Here is a 14,365-nt window from a genome sequence, read left to right on the forward strand (position 1 = left end):
GGTGGACCCCCCGTCCCGCCGCATCGGCGGGGCGGGGGTCAGGGGCGGTCGATCGCCGGGCGGAAGCCCGGGGGCGGGGTGATGCCGAACTCGGTCTCCAGGAGTTCCAGGAGGGCGTCGGGGTGGGTGAGGTGGCGGCGGGTGCGGGTGCCGTCGGGGGTGGTGCGGGTGAAGGTGGAGCCGTCCAGGGCCAGGTGGTCGCCGGTGGGGAGGGGGCGCTGGACGTAGAGGCGGTGGAAGGGCGAGCGCGGGTGGGTGGCGGTGTACCAGTTGCCGATCCGCAGGTCGACGGCCGGGGTCCGGTCCAGGGTGAAGGAGCTCTGGTCGGCCCAGTCGCCGTCCCGGTGGGCCTGCAGCACGTGGACCGGGGCGGGCCCGTCGGCGTCCTCCAGCAGCAGGCGGTGCCGGCGGCCGCCCGCGGCGCGTTCCCGGCCGGGGATCATCGGCAGCGGCTCCAGGAGCGCGCCGGGGCCGCCGAACCCGACGTCCGCGAGCTGCCGTCCCTCGGTGCCCGGCACCTCCACGGCCAGCACCATGTGGGTGCGCGGCCGCTCCTCCCCCGGGCGGGCGCCGGCCCGGACCCGGCCGGTGAGCCGGGTCACCCCGTAGCCCAGTTCCTCCAGGACGGCGGCGAGCAGGCTGTTCTGCTCGAAGCAGTAGCCGCCCCGGGCCGATCCGACCAGTTTCGCCTCCAGCTCCCCGAGTTCCAGCGACGGGACGCCGCCCGCCACCACGTCCAGGTTCTCGAACGGGATCGCCAGCACGTGCGCGTGGTGCAGTGCCCGGAGCGTGTCGAGGGTGGGCGCCGGGTCGCCGGCCCAGCCGATGCGGGCGAAGTACTTGTCGAGGTCGACGGTCATCAGGTCCTCTTTCGGGGCGGCTTTCGGGCGGCACGGCCAGGAGGCCTGTGCGCGGGCGGCAACTCTCCCCGTGCACAAGCCTCCTGACGCCCCGGAACTTCCCGCGGGGGACGGCTCAGAGCGCGCCGCCGCTGTAGTAGCCGCCGAACTGGTCCCGGTAGGCCGGGTCGTCGTAGTGCCGGTCCTTGTCGTACTCCGGGGAGTTCTTCACCTCGTCCTTGGTGCGGTTCACGTGGACGGTCCGCTCCTCGTGGTCGACCCGGTTGACGGTGCCCGCCGGGAGCAGGACCTCGCGGCCGAAGATCCACGGGCCGGTGTCGACCACCAGGTAGGAGGCGTCGGTCTCCTGGTTGTGCCGGTCGACCTTGCCGATGTGGCCGTCGGCGGCCTCCACCCGGTAGCCCGTCAGGTCGGCGCCCGCGGTGTAGCCCTCGGCGCCCTCGTAGCCCCACATTCCGCCGGTCATGTCGTTCTCCTCCGGTTCGGTGACGTCGGTCGTCGTGCAGGGCTTCGGCTGCCCCGGTCCCGGCCCGGCATGCCTGCGGGTTTCCGCCCGCACCGCCCGTCGGTGCCCGTTGCGGCCCGTTGCGGCCCGTCGGCGCCCGTCGTCAGCGCCCGCCCCCGGCCGGGACGCGGAGGGCCAGCAGGGCCACGTCGTCGTCGTTGTCCGGCGGGCGGACCTCCTCCAGCAGGCGCCGGCAGAGGTCGTCGAGGCGGTGGTGGGCGAGCGCGGCGGCGTGCCGGCGGAGCCGGGCGAGGCCGGGTTCGACGCCCTCGGCCCGGGACTCGACCAGCCCGTCGGTGTAGAGCAGCAGCGTGGAGCCGGGCGGCAGGCGGACGGTGGCGACGCCGCGGTCGATCTGCGCGCCGGTGCCGAGCAGGACGCTGCGGGTGGTGCGCAGGTGGTCGGCGCGGCCGTCGGCGGTGATCAGCAGCGGTGGCGGGTGGCCGGCGTTGGTCCACTCCCAGGTCCAGCCGGCGGCGGGGTCGCGGGTGAGGCGGCCGAGGACGAGGGTCGCGGTGGCCAGGTCGCCGGCCCGGGTGATCAGGTCCAACTGGCCGACCACGGTGGGCGGGTGGGGCTCCGACCAGGCGAGGGCGCGCAGCATGTTGCGCAGTTGCGCCATCCGGGCGGCGGCCTCCAGGTCGTGCCCGGCGACGTCGCCGACGACCAGGGCGGTCGCCCCGTCCGGGAGGGCGAAGGCGTCGTACCAGTCGCCGCCGACCTGGGAGGCGTCGGGCGCGGGCAGGTAGGAGGCGTACAGGGTGATGCCGGGGACGTCGGGCAGCCGGGGCAGCAGGTGGCGCTGCATGGTCTCGGCGATCCGGCGCTGGCGCTGGTAGAGGCGGGAGTTGGAGATCGCCAGACCGGCCCGGCGGGTGATGTCCTCCAGCAGCGACAGGTCGCGGGTGGTGAACGGCAGCGGGCTGCCGGCCCGGCCGAGGGTGAGCGCGCCGAGGATCTCGCGGGTGCCGCGGACGGGGGCGACGGCCGCCGAGTGCATGCCGGTGGCGGCGAACAGGTCGTGCTGGACGACGGCGATGCCGGAGTCGGGTTCGCCCTCGTAGTCCTCCGGCCCGACCAGGGAGGCGGCGCTGCCGCGCAGCGCCCGGGACAGCGGCCGCGGGGACTGCGCGGTGACGGCGGGGATCGGCCCCTCCAGCTCGGGGTGGCGGACGAGGCCGCCGGCCCGGTGCGTGAAGACCCGGGCGCGCCGGATGTCGCCGCCGTCGGCGATCAGGTCGACGACCATCCAGTCGGCGACGCGGGGCAGCACCAGGCGGGCGAGCCGGTCGATCATCTCCTGCTCGGCCAGGGTGGAGGTGAGCGAGGTGGTGGTCTCGGCGAGCAGGGCGAGCCGCTCCAGCTGGGTGAGCCGGTTCCGGGCGGCGGCGGGCTCGGGGGCGGCGGGGCCGGTGTGGAAGAGGACCAGCATGCCGTCCTCCCCGTCGAGCGGCCAGGGCGTCGCCGTCCAGCACACCGGCAGCAGTCGGCCGTCGCCGCACCGGAAGTGCACGTCCGCGCCGCTGCACGCGGTCCGGGCCAGGAGCGCTTCCATCAGCGGGCAGAGCGCCCGCGGTCCGGTGGTGCCGTCGGCCTGACGGTGCAGCAGTTCGTGCTGGTCCTGCCCGAGCACCGACTCCCCGGCCAGTCCGAGCAGTTCGAGGCCCCGGTCGTTGACGGCGACGATCCGGCCGCCGCCGTCGACCAGGTAGCCGCCGAGTTCGCCGACGGCCGGGGCGGTCGGCGGGGCGTCGTGTTCTCGCACGGGTTCTCGTACGGGTTCTCGCACGGGACCTCTTCCAGGTGGGCCGGACGGTCCGGCCGCCACCGCACCGGAAGGGGCGCCTGCCGCCGGACCCGCGCACGACCTTACGGGACGGCGCACCGCGGCACGGAGCGGCCGGGCCCGTCCCCGCCCGAACGTGCCGTCCCCCGTCCGAACGTCCCCGTGTCGGCCCCGGTGTCGCTCCCGGCAGTGGTTTCCGGCCGCCCGGTGGCCGGAAACCGGGACGTGGCGGGGGTGGATTCCCTACGGTGGGGGGATGAGCATCGGTACCCTCCCGAAGCACGGTGCCGGAATCCGCACGGTCGCGGAGGTCCGGGAGGTCCTGCACGGACTGCGGGAACGCCGGGACAAGCCGCGCGTCCACGGCGCCCGCACCGCCCTGCGCTGGGCGCTCGACCCCGGGCAGGAACCGCCCCTGCCGATGGAGCCGACCCCGGTGGACGCCCTGCTGCGCCTGATGACCCAGGAACGCACCGCCCTCGCCGTCCGCCACGACCCGCAGCGCCCCCCGCGGCAGCGCCGCGAGGCCCACGGCGTCGCGCAGGCCCTCGGCTGGGTCCTCGGCTACCGCCCGGACCCGCCGGCCTGAGCGGCGTCCGCCGCCCGGTGACCGGGCCGGGGTGACCGGGCCGGGCCGGTTCGGGCCGCCCGGGTGTCCGAGGGAATCGAACCGGTCCGGCCCGGGGCGGCATCGTCCGGGTGGAAGCGGGGAGACGGGGAGCGCGCGTGCCGCGCGCGCTCCCCGCCGCTTCCGTCCCTGGGGGTATTCCCGTGTCCGTCCGTACCCGTCTGACCGTTCTCGGCGCCGGTGCCGTCCTGGGCAGCGCCACCGTCCTCGGCATCGGTGCCGCTCCCGCCCTGGCCTGCGCGGGCGGGGAGCCGCTCGCCGCCCCGCCGACCGCCCCGTCCGCGTCGGCCGTCCCGTCGGGGTCCGCCGCCCCGTCCGGGCCGGTGCCCACGGCCGACCTGGCGGCCGGGGCGGTGCTGCGACTGCTGCCGCCCACGCCGGGAACGCTGGTCGCGGGCGGCGACCCGGTCGGGTTCACCGCCGAGATCGCCAACACGGGGACCGGCGCGTTCACCGGCGTCGTCCCGCTGGCCGCCGTCCGCGGCGACGGCGTCCGCGGCGACGGTGCCCACGGCGACGACGGCTCCCGCGACCCGCGCCGCGCGCTGCGCGCCGAGGAAGTGCTGTTCCAGGTGCGGACCCCGGCGGGCTGGGAGCGGGTGCCGCTGGCGGCGGACTGCGACGGCGCGCTGCTCGGCGGCCCGGCCGCGCCCACCGCCGACCTCGCCCCCGGCGGCACCGCCCGGTACGCCTTCCGGCTCTCCGTGCCCGCGCCGGGGCCCGGCGTCGGGGAGCTGGACGTCCGACTGGGCGTCAGGTCCGCCGCGGGGGACGGCTTCCGGGACGCGCCGCACCTCGTCCTCCCGCTCGCACCGGCGGCCGGTCCCGGTGTTCCCTCCGCGACCGCGGCCGCGGCCGCGACCGGTCCGGGGGACACCGTCCCCGGCTCCGCTCCCGTCCCGCACACGGAGGCGCTCGGTGTCGCCGTCGGCCCCGCGCCCGTGCCGAGCGACTCCCCCGTGCCGACGGTGACCCTCTCCCCGGCGGGGGCGGCCGCCCGGCTGTCGACGCCCGCCGAGGCCGGCCGTCCCCCGCTCTCCCTGCTGATCAGCGGCGTCGCCCTGATCACCCTGGGCGCCGTCGGCCTGACCCTGGTCCTGACCAACCGCCGGTGAACCCGGGGCGGCCCGGCACGCGCCCGGGCCCTGCGGCGCGTCCGGCCGGACGGCCTCCCCCGCCGGAGCGGTCCCGGCTCAGTCCCCGGAGCCCCCGGGCTTCGGCCCCGGCGCGGCGGCGTCCCAGTAGCCGGGGTCGGCGGGGCCGCGTTCGCGCAGGTCCCGGCGGACGGTCGTGGCCAGGCGGAGGGTGTCGGCCCGGTTGATCCGCGCCCCGATCACCGCACCGGCCAGCAGCGGGGCGAGCGTCGGGAGCCTGCGCACCCCCGACCGCGTCAGCCGCTTGCCCACCTGCCGCCGCAGCGCCGCGCTCCGGTTCAGCGCCAGCAGCGCCCCGGGGCGGGTCAGGTCCAGCCCGCGCCCTTCGCTCCACGCCGCCAGGTACGCGTACGAGCGCTGCCGGGCCGATCCCGGCGGCACCTGTCCGTGGACGGCGTACAGTTCGGCGATCAGCTTCACCTCGATCGCGGCCGAGGCGAGCAGTTCGGACGCCAGCTCCACCGGCATCGCCAGCGGCACCGGCATCATCGCCACCGCCCCGGCGCTCGCCCCCACCGCCGTCGACGCCTTCACCGATCCGGCCGTGATCAGCTCCGCCAGCTCCTCCGGGGTCCGGGCCCCCGGGTGCTGCGCCCGCAGCGTCGCCAGGTCCCGCACCGGAATCCGCGGCGCCGCCTCCATCAGCCGCTCCGTCAGCGTCTTCAGCCCGACCCGCGACCCGGCCCCCAGCCGGCGCCCGCCCCGCCCCAGGCTGTCGCCCAGCCGACGTGCCAGCGCCCCTGTCCGCCGCACCCGACCGAGCCCCAGTTCCTCGCCGTTCTCCTGGGACTCCACCTCCGCCGCGATCCGGGCCAGCTCGGCGGCGGTCCCCTCGTCACCACCGGCCCGCTCCGGCTGCGCCGGCTCACCGATCGGCACCATGTCCTCCTCCGTCTCCGCCCGTCCGACGGGCTCCCGGCACGGACTGCTCCCCCATCATCCGTCTGCCCGGAATCGAACCGCCCAGTCTCCGGCGCCGGCCGGGGGAGCAGGAGGGGGTCAGGGCCAGTGCGGGGTGTTGTCGGTCCAGGTGACGCCTTCGTGGCGGCAGAGGCAGAAGGGGTGTCCGGCCGGGTCGGTGGTCCGCCACCCGTGGGAAGGCCAGGTCGACCTCGCCCGTGCTGATGCCGGCCCAGTCCTCGTGGCTGCCTTCCATGACCGGGCGGCCCGTCGACTCGGACTAGAAGGCCGCCAGTTCGAGCGGGGAACCCGGCCGCCCGACGCTCAGTCAGGCCGCCGCGCGCGCACCGGGCGCAGCGGACGCGGTGCGGCCGTGCTCGGTGCCCGCCATCGCGCGGCGGACCAGCGGGCGCAGCGGGCGGGACTGGAGGGCCCGCATGGCGAGGGCGTTGATCCGGATGCCGAGGGCGGTGTTGGGGGCGACGGAGGCGACCCGGCCGGGGGGCAGTTGCTGGGCGGAGGCGGCGCGGGGGCGCATGGCCCGTTCGAAGGCGGCGAGCGCGGCGGGCAGGCGGGCGGGGTCGGCGAGGGCGCCGGACGCGTCGAGGGCGGTGGCGAGTTCGGCGGCGCCGCGCAGGGCGAGGGCGGTGCCGAGGCCGCTGAGCGGGCTCGCGCACCAGGCGCTGTCGCCGAGCAGGACGACCCGGCCGTCGTGCCAGCTCGGCATCAGGATCTGGTCGAAGGTGTCGAGGGCGAAGTCCTCGGCCTGCCGGGCGGCGGCCAGGAATTCGGCGGCGCGCCAGCCGGCGTCGGCGAAGGTGCGTTCCAGCAGGGCGAACCGGGCCTCGCGGTCCTGCCGGGGGGGCAGCGTGTCGGCGGCGAAGGTGAGGCCGATCTCCTGCTGGCCGGCCCGGCCGGGGCGGGCTTCCACGCTGCGGCGGCCGGGCGCGTTGTGGATCAGGAACCAGCCGTCGAGCGGGGGCGTCCCGGGCCCTTCGGGGAGGGTGAACCAGGCGTGGGCCAGTCCGAGCGGCTTGCGGTGCTGCTCCTCGGGGCCGAAGCGCAGCGCGCGGACCCGGGAGTGCGCGCCGTCGGCGCCGACCACCAGGTCGAACTCCTCCTCGGCGCCGCTGCGGAACCGGGCGCGCACGCCGTCCGGGGTGTCGGTCAGGGCGTCGACGGTCTCGCCGAAGCGGTGCGTGACGTGGGGGCTGGCCGCCGCGTGGATGATCCGGGCCAGGTCGGTGCGGAGCAGTTCCTCGCTGGAGACCAGGCCGCCCCCGTCGAAGGCGGTGACCGGCATCTCGGCCAGCCGCCGCCCGTCCGCGTCGATCCAGGCGGCGCCGGCCTGCGGCACCAGGCACTCCAGCGCGGCCGGGAGCAGGCCGAGTCCGTCCAGGACGGCGCGGCAGTCGCCGCGCAGGTCGACGGTCTGTCCGCCGGTCCGCGGGGCCGGGGCGATCTCGGCGACGGTGACCGTCCAGCCGGCCCGCCCCAGCATCAGCGCGAGGGTGTCCCCCGCGATCCCGCCGCCCACTACCAGTACACGTGCCATGACGCCCTCCCGATTTCCCTGCGATCTGCGCCCTGCGATCCGCTTGACGCGAATCTTTCGCATTAAGACTGGCATGCCGAGTGCCACTAACGCAACAGGTTCGCGTTAGTGGGCGGTAGGCTGGCGCGGTGACACAGACCACGGGAACGTCCCGACCCGGCGGCCGGACCGCCCGCACCAGAGAGGCCGTGCACGCGGCCACCCGCGAACTGCTGGCCGAATCCGCCGACGGCACGGTGGAGATCGCGGAGGTCGCGGCGCGCTCCGGCGTGCACGTGGCCACCGTCTACCGCCGCTGGCGGACCGCCGACGGCCTGATCATCGACACCGTCGTGGCGGAGCTGGAACGGCGCTCCCCGCTGCCCGCCACCGGCGACCTGCGGGCCGACCTGCTCGACTGGACCGGCCGCCTGCTCACCGACCTGCGCGACCCCGGCCACCTGGCCTTCTTCCGCGCGATGCTCCGGGCCGGCGGCCAGGCCGGGAACGGCCTCGACTTCGCCGAGCCCCGCATCCAGCAGATCCGGGCCACCCTGGAGGCCAGCGGCACCACCGTCCTCGACTGGACCGACGTCTTCGAACTGGTCCTCGCCCCGGCCTACGTCCGCGCCCTGCTCGCCTTCCCGATGGACCCCGCCACCGAGGCCGCCCGCCTGGTCGACAACGTGATGGCGATCCGCACCGCCCGCGAACAGGCCGACCGGAACCGGCCGGAGCCCCGGGAGGGCTGACGGCCCGTCGGAGCGGCACCCCCGGAGTGTGGGAGGGTGGGGCCGCCCCCGGCCCCTCGGGGCGGGGGCGGACGGCGTTTCGGGCAGGCGGGAGAGGCGGGGCGGTCGGGATGGGTGTCACGTTGGGCGTGGTGGTGCTGACGATGGGCACCCGGCCGGTGGAGCTGGGGGCGCTGCTGGAGTCGGTGCGGGCGCAGGAGGACTCCGGGGCCGGGGTGCGGACGGTGGTGGTCGGACAGGGAGCGGGGCTGCCGGAACTGCCGGACTGGGTGGACGCGGTGGAGCTGCCGGAGAACCTGGGCATCCCGGGCGGGCGGAACGTCGGGGTGGAGCGGCTGCGCGAACTCGGCGGCGCGGACGTGCTGGTGGTGCTGGACGACGACGGGCTGCTGCCACGCACGGACACCTTCCGGCTGGTCCGGGAGGCGTTCGAGCAGGACCCGGGGCTGGGGATCGCCTCGTTCCGGATCGCCGACGAGACCGGGTTCACCCAGCGCCGGCACGTGCCGCGGATCGGCAGCTCGGACCCGCTGCGGTCCGGCCCGGTGACGGCCTTCCTCGGTGGCGGCCACGCGATCCGGATGTCCGTGGTCGACGAAGTCGGGCTGTTCCCGGCCGAGTTCTTCTACGCGCACGAGGAGACCGACTTCGCCTGGCGGGCCCTGGACGCGGGCTGGCGGATCGACTACCGGGCGGACCTGCTGCTGCAGCACCCGCGCACCGACCCGGCCCGGCACGCCTCCTCCTACCGGATGACCGCCCGCAACCGGGTCTGGCTGGTCAAGCGCCGCCTCCCGGCCGTCCTGGTGCCGGTCCACCTGGGCGTCTGGATCGGGTTCACCCTGCTGCGCCGCCCGCCGCTGGCCGGCCTGAAGGCGTGGTGGGGCGGCTTCTTCGAGGGCGTCCGCACGCCGTGCCCGCCGCGTCGGCCGATGCGCTGGAGCACGGTGTACCGGATGGCCCGGCTCGGGCGGCCGCCGGTGCTCTGAACCGCCGGGCCACCGGGCGTCGGGGCGGCCCGTCCCGATGGCGCGTTCCGCTCCTTGCCAACTCTTTGACGGTACGTCAATCTCCTTTTACCGCAAGCGAGTTGCTTTTCGCCGGGGGGCGAAGGAGGGGGAGGGCGATGACTGCACGACGACAGGCGTTCCGGGGGGTGGCCGCGGGGGTGCTCGCGCTGCTGCTCGGGGCGACGGGGGCGCTGCCGGCCGCGGCGAGCGCCCCGGAGGGAGTGATCCGGGGGGCGGCCGGGCCGGGGGTGGTCGCGGGGAGCTACCTGGTGGTCCTCGCCCCGCCGGAAGTGGCCCCGGCCCGACCGGCCGCGCCGTCGGCCGCGCCCGCGGCCGCCTCGCTGACCGCCCGCTACGGCGGCACCGTGCGGCGGACCTTCGACAGCGCGCTGCGCGGCTTCTCGGTGGAGCTGTCGGAGCGTCAGGCCCGGCGGCTCGCGGCGGACCCGGCGGTCGCCCTGGTCTCCCGCAACCACCGGGTCTCCGCGGAGGGCAGCCAGTCGGGCCCGCCGTCCTGGGGGCTGGACCGGATCGACCAGCGGCGCCCGCCGCTGACCGACCGCTTCGACTACCCGGCCGGCGGCGGCAAGGGCGTGACGGTGTACGTGGTCGACAGCGGCATCCGGATCAGCCACGCGGACTTCGGCGGCCGGGCCTCCTACGGCTACGACGTGATCGACGGGGACGGCGTCGCCGACGACGGCGACGGGCACGGCACCCACGTGGCCGCCACGGCGGTCGGCGCCGAGTACGGGGTGGCCAAGCAGGCCTCGGTGGTGGCCGTCCGGGTGCTGGACGACGGCGGGAGCGGCACCGTCGACGGGGTCGTCGCGGGCATCGACTGGGTGACCGCCCACGCGGTCCGGCCGGCCGTGGTGAACCTGAGCCTGGGCGGCGATCCCGACGAGGTGCTGGACACCGCCGTGCGCAACTCGATCGCCGCCGGCCTGACGTACACCGTCGCGGCGGGCAACCAGACGGTGGACGCCTCGCAGCACTCCCCCGCCCGGGTGCCGACCGCGATCACGGTGGGCGCCGTCGACGACGACGACAGCGTGGCCTGGTACTCCAACTACGGTCCGCTGGTGGACCTGCACGCCCCCGGCAGCGACATCCTCTCGGCGGGCATCGCCTACGACGAGGACAGCACCGTCCTGTCGGGCACCTCGATGGCCTCCCCGCACGTCGCGGGCGCGGCGGCGCTGTACCTGGCGGACCACCGGACCGCGACGCCCGCCCAGGTCGCGGCCGCGCTGACCGCGGCGGCCACCTCCGGGTCGGTCAACGGGCTGGAGCCGGGCACCCCGGACCGGCTGCTGTACACCGGCGCCCTCCCGAACCGGCCGCCCGGCCCCCGCTTCAGCACCGACACGGACGTCCCGATCGAGGCGGCCCCGGTGCTCTCCGCGCTCACCGTCACCGGCGTGCCCGGGCGCGGGCCCGCCAACCTGGACGTCGCGGTCGACATCGTCCACGACTGGCCGTACGACCTGGTGATCGACCTGATCGCGCCCGACGGCACGGCCTACCGGCTGAAGGACGACACCTTCTCCGGCCCGTTCAACGACGTCCACCGGATCTACGGCGTGGACGCCTCGGCCCGGACCGCGAACGGCGTCTGGCGGCTCCGGGTGACCGGCGGCTCCGAGTACTTCGAGGGCTACCTGGACCGCTGGTCCCTGCAGTTCTGACCCCGGGTCCGGGCGGTCCGTCGGCCGGTCCGCCGCCCGGCGGCACGGTCGACGGCACGGCAGACGGCACGGCAGGCAGCACGGCAGGCGGCACGGCAGACGGCACGGCCGGGCCCGGGAGCACGGTCCCGGGCCCGGGCCCGTCCCGGAGCAGGTTCCCGGGTGCGGTCTCGTCCTCCGCGCCGACGGATTGACGGTCCGTCGGATGATCCCCTGGAGGGGCGCCGGGAAGGGTTCCGGCGCCCTGACCGAAGGGGTTCCCCGTGAACGAGCACGCACCGCAGCAGCACCTCCCGACCCGTTCCCGCGCCCGTCGGCGCGCGGTGGCGGCGGCCGTCGCCGCCGTCGCCGCCGCCGTGGCGGCCGGTGCCCTGGTCCCGTCCGCGGCGTCCGCCGCGCCGCGCCCGGACGCCGTGCAGCAGCGCCTCGACGCGCTGGTGAAGGAGGACGGCGCACCCGCCGCCCTGGCCACCGTCAAGGGCCGCGACGGCCGCACCCGCACCTACACCGCCGGCGTCGGCGACCTGGCCACCAGGGCGAAGGTCCCGGTCGACGGGCAGGTGCGGATCGGCAGCAACACCAAGGCGTTCACCGCCGTCGTCGTCCTCCAGCTGGTCGCCGAGGGCAAGGTCGGCCTGGACAGCAGCGTCGACACCTACCTGCCCGGGCTGGTGCGCGGCGACGGCTTCGACGGCCGGACCATCACGGTCCGTCAACTGCTCCAGCACACCAGCGGCCTGCCCGAGTACGTGAACACCGGGATGGTGCTCGACTCCCCCCTGCGCTACTACGAGCCGCGCGAGCTCCTGGACTCCGCGCTGTCGCAGAAGGCGCACTTCGCGCCCGGCACCCGCTGGGAGTACAACAACACCAACTACCTGGTGGCGGGCCTGATCGTCCAGAAGGTCACCGGCCGCCCGCTCGGCGAGGAGATCACCCGGCGCGTCGTCGACCGGATCGGCCTGCGCCACACCTCCTTCCCCGCCCCCGGGGACACGAAGCTCCACGAGGCCCACCCCAAGGGCTACCAGCCCGCCGCGGACGGCTCGCTGCGCGACTACACCGAGCTGGACCCGTCCTGGGGCTGGGCGGCCGGCGCGATGGTGTCGACCAACACGGACCTCACCCGGTTCTACTCCGCCCTGCTCGGCGGCCGCCTGCTGCCCGCCGAGCAGCTCGCCCAGATGCGCACCACCGTCCCGGCCGACGCCCTCGGCCCCGGGGTCCGCTACGGGCTCGGCCTGATCTCCCGCCCGCTCTCCTGCGGCGGCGTCGCCTGGGGCCACGGCGGGGCGATCCCCGGCTACGGGACCGGCGGCGGCACCACCGAGGACGGCCGCTCCGTGAACATCACCGTCACCGTCCTCCCGACCGAGGAGACCGAGAAGCACCTGGACCGGGCGACGGACGAGGCGCTCTGCCGCTGATCCCCGACCGCCGCCCCCTTCGTCCGCTTCCCAGCAGTGGAGTCCCGATGAACACAACCGCACCGCCGCGCGGAGCGCACCGCATCCGCCTCGTGCGGCACGCCACGGTGGCCGCGGCCGCCGCCGGCCTCGCCCTGACCGCCTTCGCCCCGGCCCCGGCCCACGCCGCGCCGCGTCCGGACGCCGTGCAGCAGCGCCTCGACGCGCTGGTCCGGGACGACGGCGCGCCCGCCGCCCTGGCCACCGTCAAGGGCCGCGACGGCCGCACCCGCACCTACACCGCCGGCGTCGGCGACCTGGCCACCGGCGCGAAGGTCCCGGTCGACGGCCAGATCCGGGCCGGCAGCAACACCAAGGCGTTCACCGCCGTCGTCGTCCTCCAACTGGTCGCCGAGGGCAAGGTCGGCCTGGACAGCGCCGTCGACACCTACCTGCCCGGGCTGCTGCGCGGCGACGGCATCGACGGCCGGACCATCACGGTCCGTCAACTGCTCCAGCACACCAGCGGCCTGCCCGACTACATGGACGCCCCCGCACTGGCCGACTTCACCACCATCCAGTACCGGTACTTCGAGCCGCGCGAACTCCTCGACGGGGCACTGGCCCAGAAGGCGCTGTTCGCCCCCGGAAGCGGCTGGATGTACAGCAACACCAACTACCTGGTGGCCGGGCTGATCGTCCAGAAGGTCACCGGCCGCCCGTACGGCGAGGAGGTCACCCGGCGGGTGATCGACCGGATCGGCCTGCGCCACACCTACGTCCCCGCCACCGGCGAGACCGCGCTGCGCGAGCCCCACCCGCACGGCTACCTGAACACCGGCCGGGCGGGCCCCGGGTCGACTACACCGCCATGGACTCCTCGATGGCCTGGGCGGCAGGGGCGGTGGTGTCCACCAACACCGACCTGAACGCCTTCTACGGCGCGCTCCTGACGGGCCGTCTGCTGCCCGCCGAGCAGCTCGCCCAGATGCGCACCACCGTCCCGGCCGAACTCCTCGGCCCCGGGGTCCGCTACGGCCTGGGCCTGCAGAGCCGGCCGCTGAGCTGCGGCGGCCTGGTCTGGGGCCACGGCGGCACCGCCCCGGGCCACCGCACCCGGGGCGGGGTCACCGAGGACGGCCGGGCCGCGAACATCACCCTCACCACCGTCCCGGGCCCGGCCGCCGCCACCCGCCTGACCGACGCCGTCGACCTGGCACTCTGCGGCTGACCCCGCCCGGGGGCACCGCGCCACCGGCGGAGTCCGCAGGTCCTAGGCGTCGAGGAAGTCGAGCAGGAGCGGGTTCACCGACGGGGCTCCGGCGGTGGGGAGTTCGTGGTGGCCGAGGCCGGGCAGGACTTCGATCCGGGCCTGTGGGAGGAGGCGGCGGGCCCGGGCGGCCGTCCGGGTGGCGTCGTGGACCCGGCTGTTCCCGGCGAACAGGGCCAGGACGGGCATGGTGAGCGGGGCCGGGTCGAGGGTGCGGCCCACCACGGGGCGGTCGCGGTCGGGCCGGGTCGCGCCGAGGACGTACAGGCGGGCGAGGTCCGGGTCGGTGGCGGGGCTCTCCCAGTGGAGGTAGTCGCCGACCCGGCGGGCGGTGGGGCGCAGCAGCATCGGCAGCACCCGGAGCAGGTAGCCGGGGCGGTGGCCGCCGAAGACCTGGGTGGGGTCGAGCAGGGCGAGGCGGCGGACCCGCCGGGGGGCGTGCAGCGCGTACGCGGTGGCGATCCAGGCGCCGTAGGAGTGCCCGCACAGGGCGGCGGCGGGCAGGTCGAGGCCGTCCAGGACGGCGTCCAGCCAGGCCGTCAGGTCCTGCGGGGTGCGCAGCGGGCGGCCCGCGCGCGTGCTGCGGCCGACGTCGCCGAGGAGGTCGACGGCGTGCACCCGGTGGCGGGTGCCGAGCGCGGGGGCGTTGGCGTACCAGGCGGCGCCGGTGCTGCCGCCGCCGGGCAGCAGGAGCAGTGGCGGGCCGTCGGGCGGGCCGTAGGCGTGCACCCGGGTGGGTCCGTAGGGGGTGGGCACGGTGCGTTCGGTCGTGCCGGCCGGCCAGCGGGCCAGCAGGGTGTCGTAGGCGGTGGCGAAGGTCTCGGGCACACCGGCTCCTCGGGGGCGCTTCGGGTATTCTCTCGCTGAAC

The 14,365-nt window shown here is 76.4% G+C and carries 12 protein-coding genes and 1 pseudogene; 7 read left to right on the plus strand and 6 right to left on the minus strand.

What is annotated here, in order from left to right; translation table 11 throughout:
- Window positions 1–38: 38 nt before the first annotated feature.
- The 3 genes from ACIQBJ_RS00955 to ACIQBJ_RS00965 all read right to left on the minus strand — a co-directional run bounded on the left by ACIQBJ_RS00955 (window position 39) and on the right by ACIQBJ_RS00965 (window position 3,130).
- Window positions 39–860: an arylamine N-acetyltransferase gene (locus tag ACIQBJ_RS00955; protein ID WP_400701272.1), complete on the minus strand. Its 822-nt coding sequence runs from the start codon at window positions 858–860 to the stop codon at window positions 39–41.
- Between the two features lie 115 nt (window positions 861–975).
- Complete coding sequence (locus tag ACIQBJ_RS00960; protein WP_400701275.1) at window positions 976–1,326, minus strand: PRC-barrel domain-containing protein; 351 nt, start codon at window positions 1,324–1,326, stop codon at window positions 976–978.
- Window positions 1,327–1,468: 142 nt separating this feature from the next.
- Complete coding sequence (locus ACIQBJ_RS00965) at window positions 1,469–3,130, minus strand: SpoIIE family protein phosphatase (RefSeq protein ID WP_400701278.1); 1,662 nt, start codon at window positions 3,128–3,130, stop codon at window positions 1,469–1,471.
- A 277-nt stretch (window positions 3,131–3,407) separates the two neighbouring features.
- Between ACIQBJ_RS00965 and ACIQBJ_RS00970 the strand changes: the two genes are divergently transcribed.
- A complete protein-coding gene (locus tag ACIQBJ_RS00970; RefSeq protein WP_400701281.1) occupies window positions 3,408–3,740 on the plus strand; it encodes a hypothetical protein in 333 nt (110 codons plus the stop codon).
- Between the two features lie 182 nt (window positions 3,741–3,922).
- A complete protein-coding gene (locus ACIQBJ_RS00975; protein ID WP_400701284.1) occupies window positions 3,923–4,894 on the plus strand; it encodes a hypothetical protein in 972 nt (323 codons plus the stop codon).
- Between the two features lie 78 nt (window positions 4,895–4,972).
- Here ACIQBJ_RS00975 and ACIQBJ_RS00980 read toward each other — a convergent pair whose 3' ends face one another.
- Together ACIQBJ_RS00980 and ACIQBJ_RS00985 are read right to left on the minus strand one after the other, a co-directional pair.
- The gene (locus tag ACIQBJ_RS00980) at window positions 4,973–5,815 is read right to left on the minus strand and encodes a hypothetical protein (protein ID WP_400701287.1); all 843 of its coding nucleotides are present in this window, start codon (window positions 5,813–5,815) and stop codon (window positions 4,973–4,975) included.
- Between the two features lie 346 nt (window positions 5,816–6,161).
- Window positions 6,162–7,388 (minus strand): FAD-dependent monooxygenase, encoded by a 1,227-nt coding sequence (locus tag ACIQBJ_RS00985; protein WP_400701290.1) that lies wholly within the window; start codon window positions 7,386–7,388, stop codon window positions 6,162–6,164.
- Window positions 7,389–7,516: 128 nt separating this feature from the next.
- Between ACIQBJ_RS00985 and ACIQBJ_RS00990 the strand changes: the two genes are divergently transcribed.
- The 5 genes and pseudogenes from ACIQBJ_RS00990 to ACIQBJ_RS01010 all read left to right on the plus strand — a co-directional run bounded on the left by ACIQBJ_RS00990 (window position 7,517) and on the right by ACIQBJ_RS01010 (window position 13,457).
- A complete protein-coding gene (locus ACIQBJ_RS00990; RefSeq protein WP_400701293.1) occupies window positions 7,517–8,119 on the plus strand; it encodes a TetR-like C-terminal domain-containing protein in 603 nt (200 codons plus the stop codon).
- 110 nt (window positions 8,120–8,229) lie between these two features.
- A complete protein-coding gene (locus ACIQBJ_RS00995) occupies window positions 8,230–9,108 on the plus strand; it encodes a glycosyltransferase family 2 protein (protein ID WP_400701296.1) in 879 nt (292 codons plus the stop codon).
- 137 nt (window positions 9,109–9,245) lie between these two features.
- Window positions 9,246–10,820 carry a S8 family peptidase gene (locus tag ACIQBJ_RS01000; protein ID WP_400701299.1) on the plus strand — a complete coding sequence of 525 codons (1,575 nt, stop codon included), beginning with the start codon at window positions 9,246–9,248 and terminating at the stop codon, window positions 10,818–10,820.
- Window positions 10,821–11,083: 263 nt separating this feature from the next.
- Window positions 11,084–12,247, plus strand: coding sequence for a serine hydrolase domain-containing protein (locus ACIQBJ_RS01005; RefSeq protein ID WP_400701302.1), 1,164 nt, complete (start codon window positions 11,084–11,086; stop codon window positions 12,245–12,247).
- 47 nt (window positions 12,248–12,294) lie between these two features.
- Window positions 12,295–13,457 (plus strand): annotated as a pseudogene (locus ACIQBJ_RS01010) (serine hydrolase domain-containing protein).
- Between the two features lie 42 nt (window positions 13,458–13,499).
- Here the strand turns inward: ACIQBJ_RS01010 and ACIQBJ_RS01015 are convergent.
- Window positions 13,500–14,324: an alpha/beta fold hydrolase gene (locus ACIQBJ_RS01015; protein WP_400701305.1), complete on the minus strand. Its 825-nt coding sequence runs from the start codon at window positions 14,322–14,324 to the stop codon at window positions 13,500–13,502.
- Between the last annotated feature and the right edge of the window lie 41 nt (window positions 14,325–14,365).

Source organism: Kitasatospora sp. NPDC088391, from assembly GCF_044753345.1.
GTDB lineage: Bacteria > Actinomycetota > Actinomycetes > Streptomycetales > Streptomycetaceae > Kitasatospora.

Bases quoted from the DNA above. Each gene is read 5' to 3' on its own strand.
- ACIQBJ_RS00955 (WP_400701272.1), bottom strand. From the start codon at position 860: ATGACCGTCGACCTCGACAAGTACTTCGCCCGCATCGGCTGGGCCGGC.
- ACIQBJ_RS00960 (WP_400701275.1), bottom strand. From the start codon at position 1,326: ATGACCGGCGGAATGTGGGGCTACGAGGGCGCCGAGGGCTACACCGCG.
- ACIQBJ_RS00970 (WP_400701281.1), top strand. From the start codon at position 3,408: ATGAGCATCGGTACCCTCCCGAAGCACGGTGCCGGAATCCGCACGGTC.
- ACIQBJ_RS00980 (WP_400701287.1), bottom strand. From the start codon at position 5,815: ATGGTGCCGATCGGTGAGCCGGCGCAGCCGGAGCGGGCCGGTGGTGAC.
- ACIQBJ_RS00985 (WP_400701290.1), bottom strand. From the start codon at position 7,388: ATGGCACGTGTACTGGTAGTGGGCGGCGGGATCGCGGGGGACACCCTC.
- ACIQBJ_RS00995 (WP_400701296.1), top strand. From the start codon at position 8,230: ATGGGTGTCACGTTGGGCGTGGTGGTGCTGACGATGGGCACCCGGCCG.
- ACIQBJ_RS01000 (WP_400701299.1), top strand. From the start codon at position 9,246: ATGACTGCACGACGACAGGCGTTCCGGGGGGTGGCCGCGGGGGTGCTC.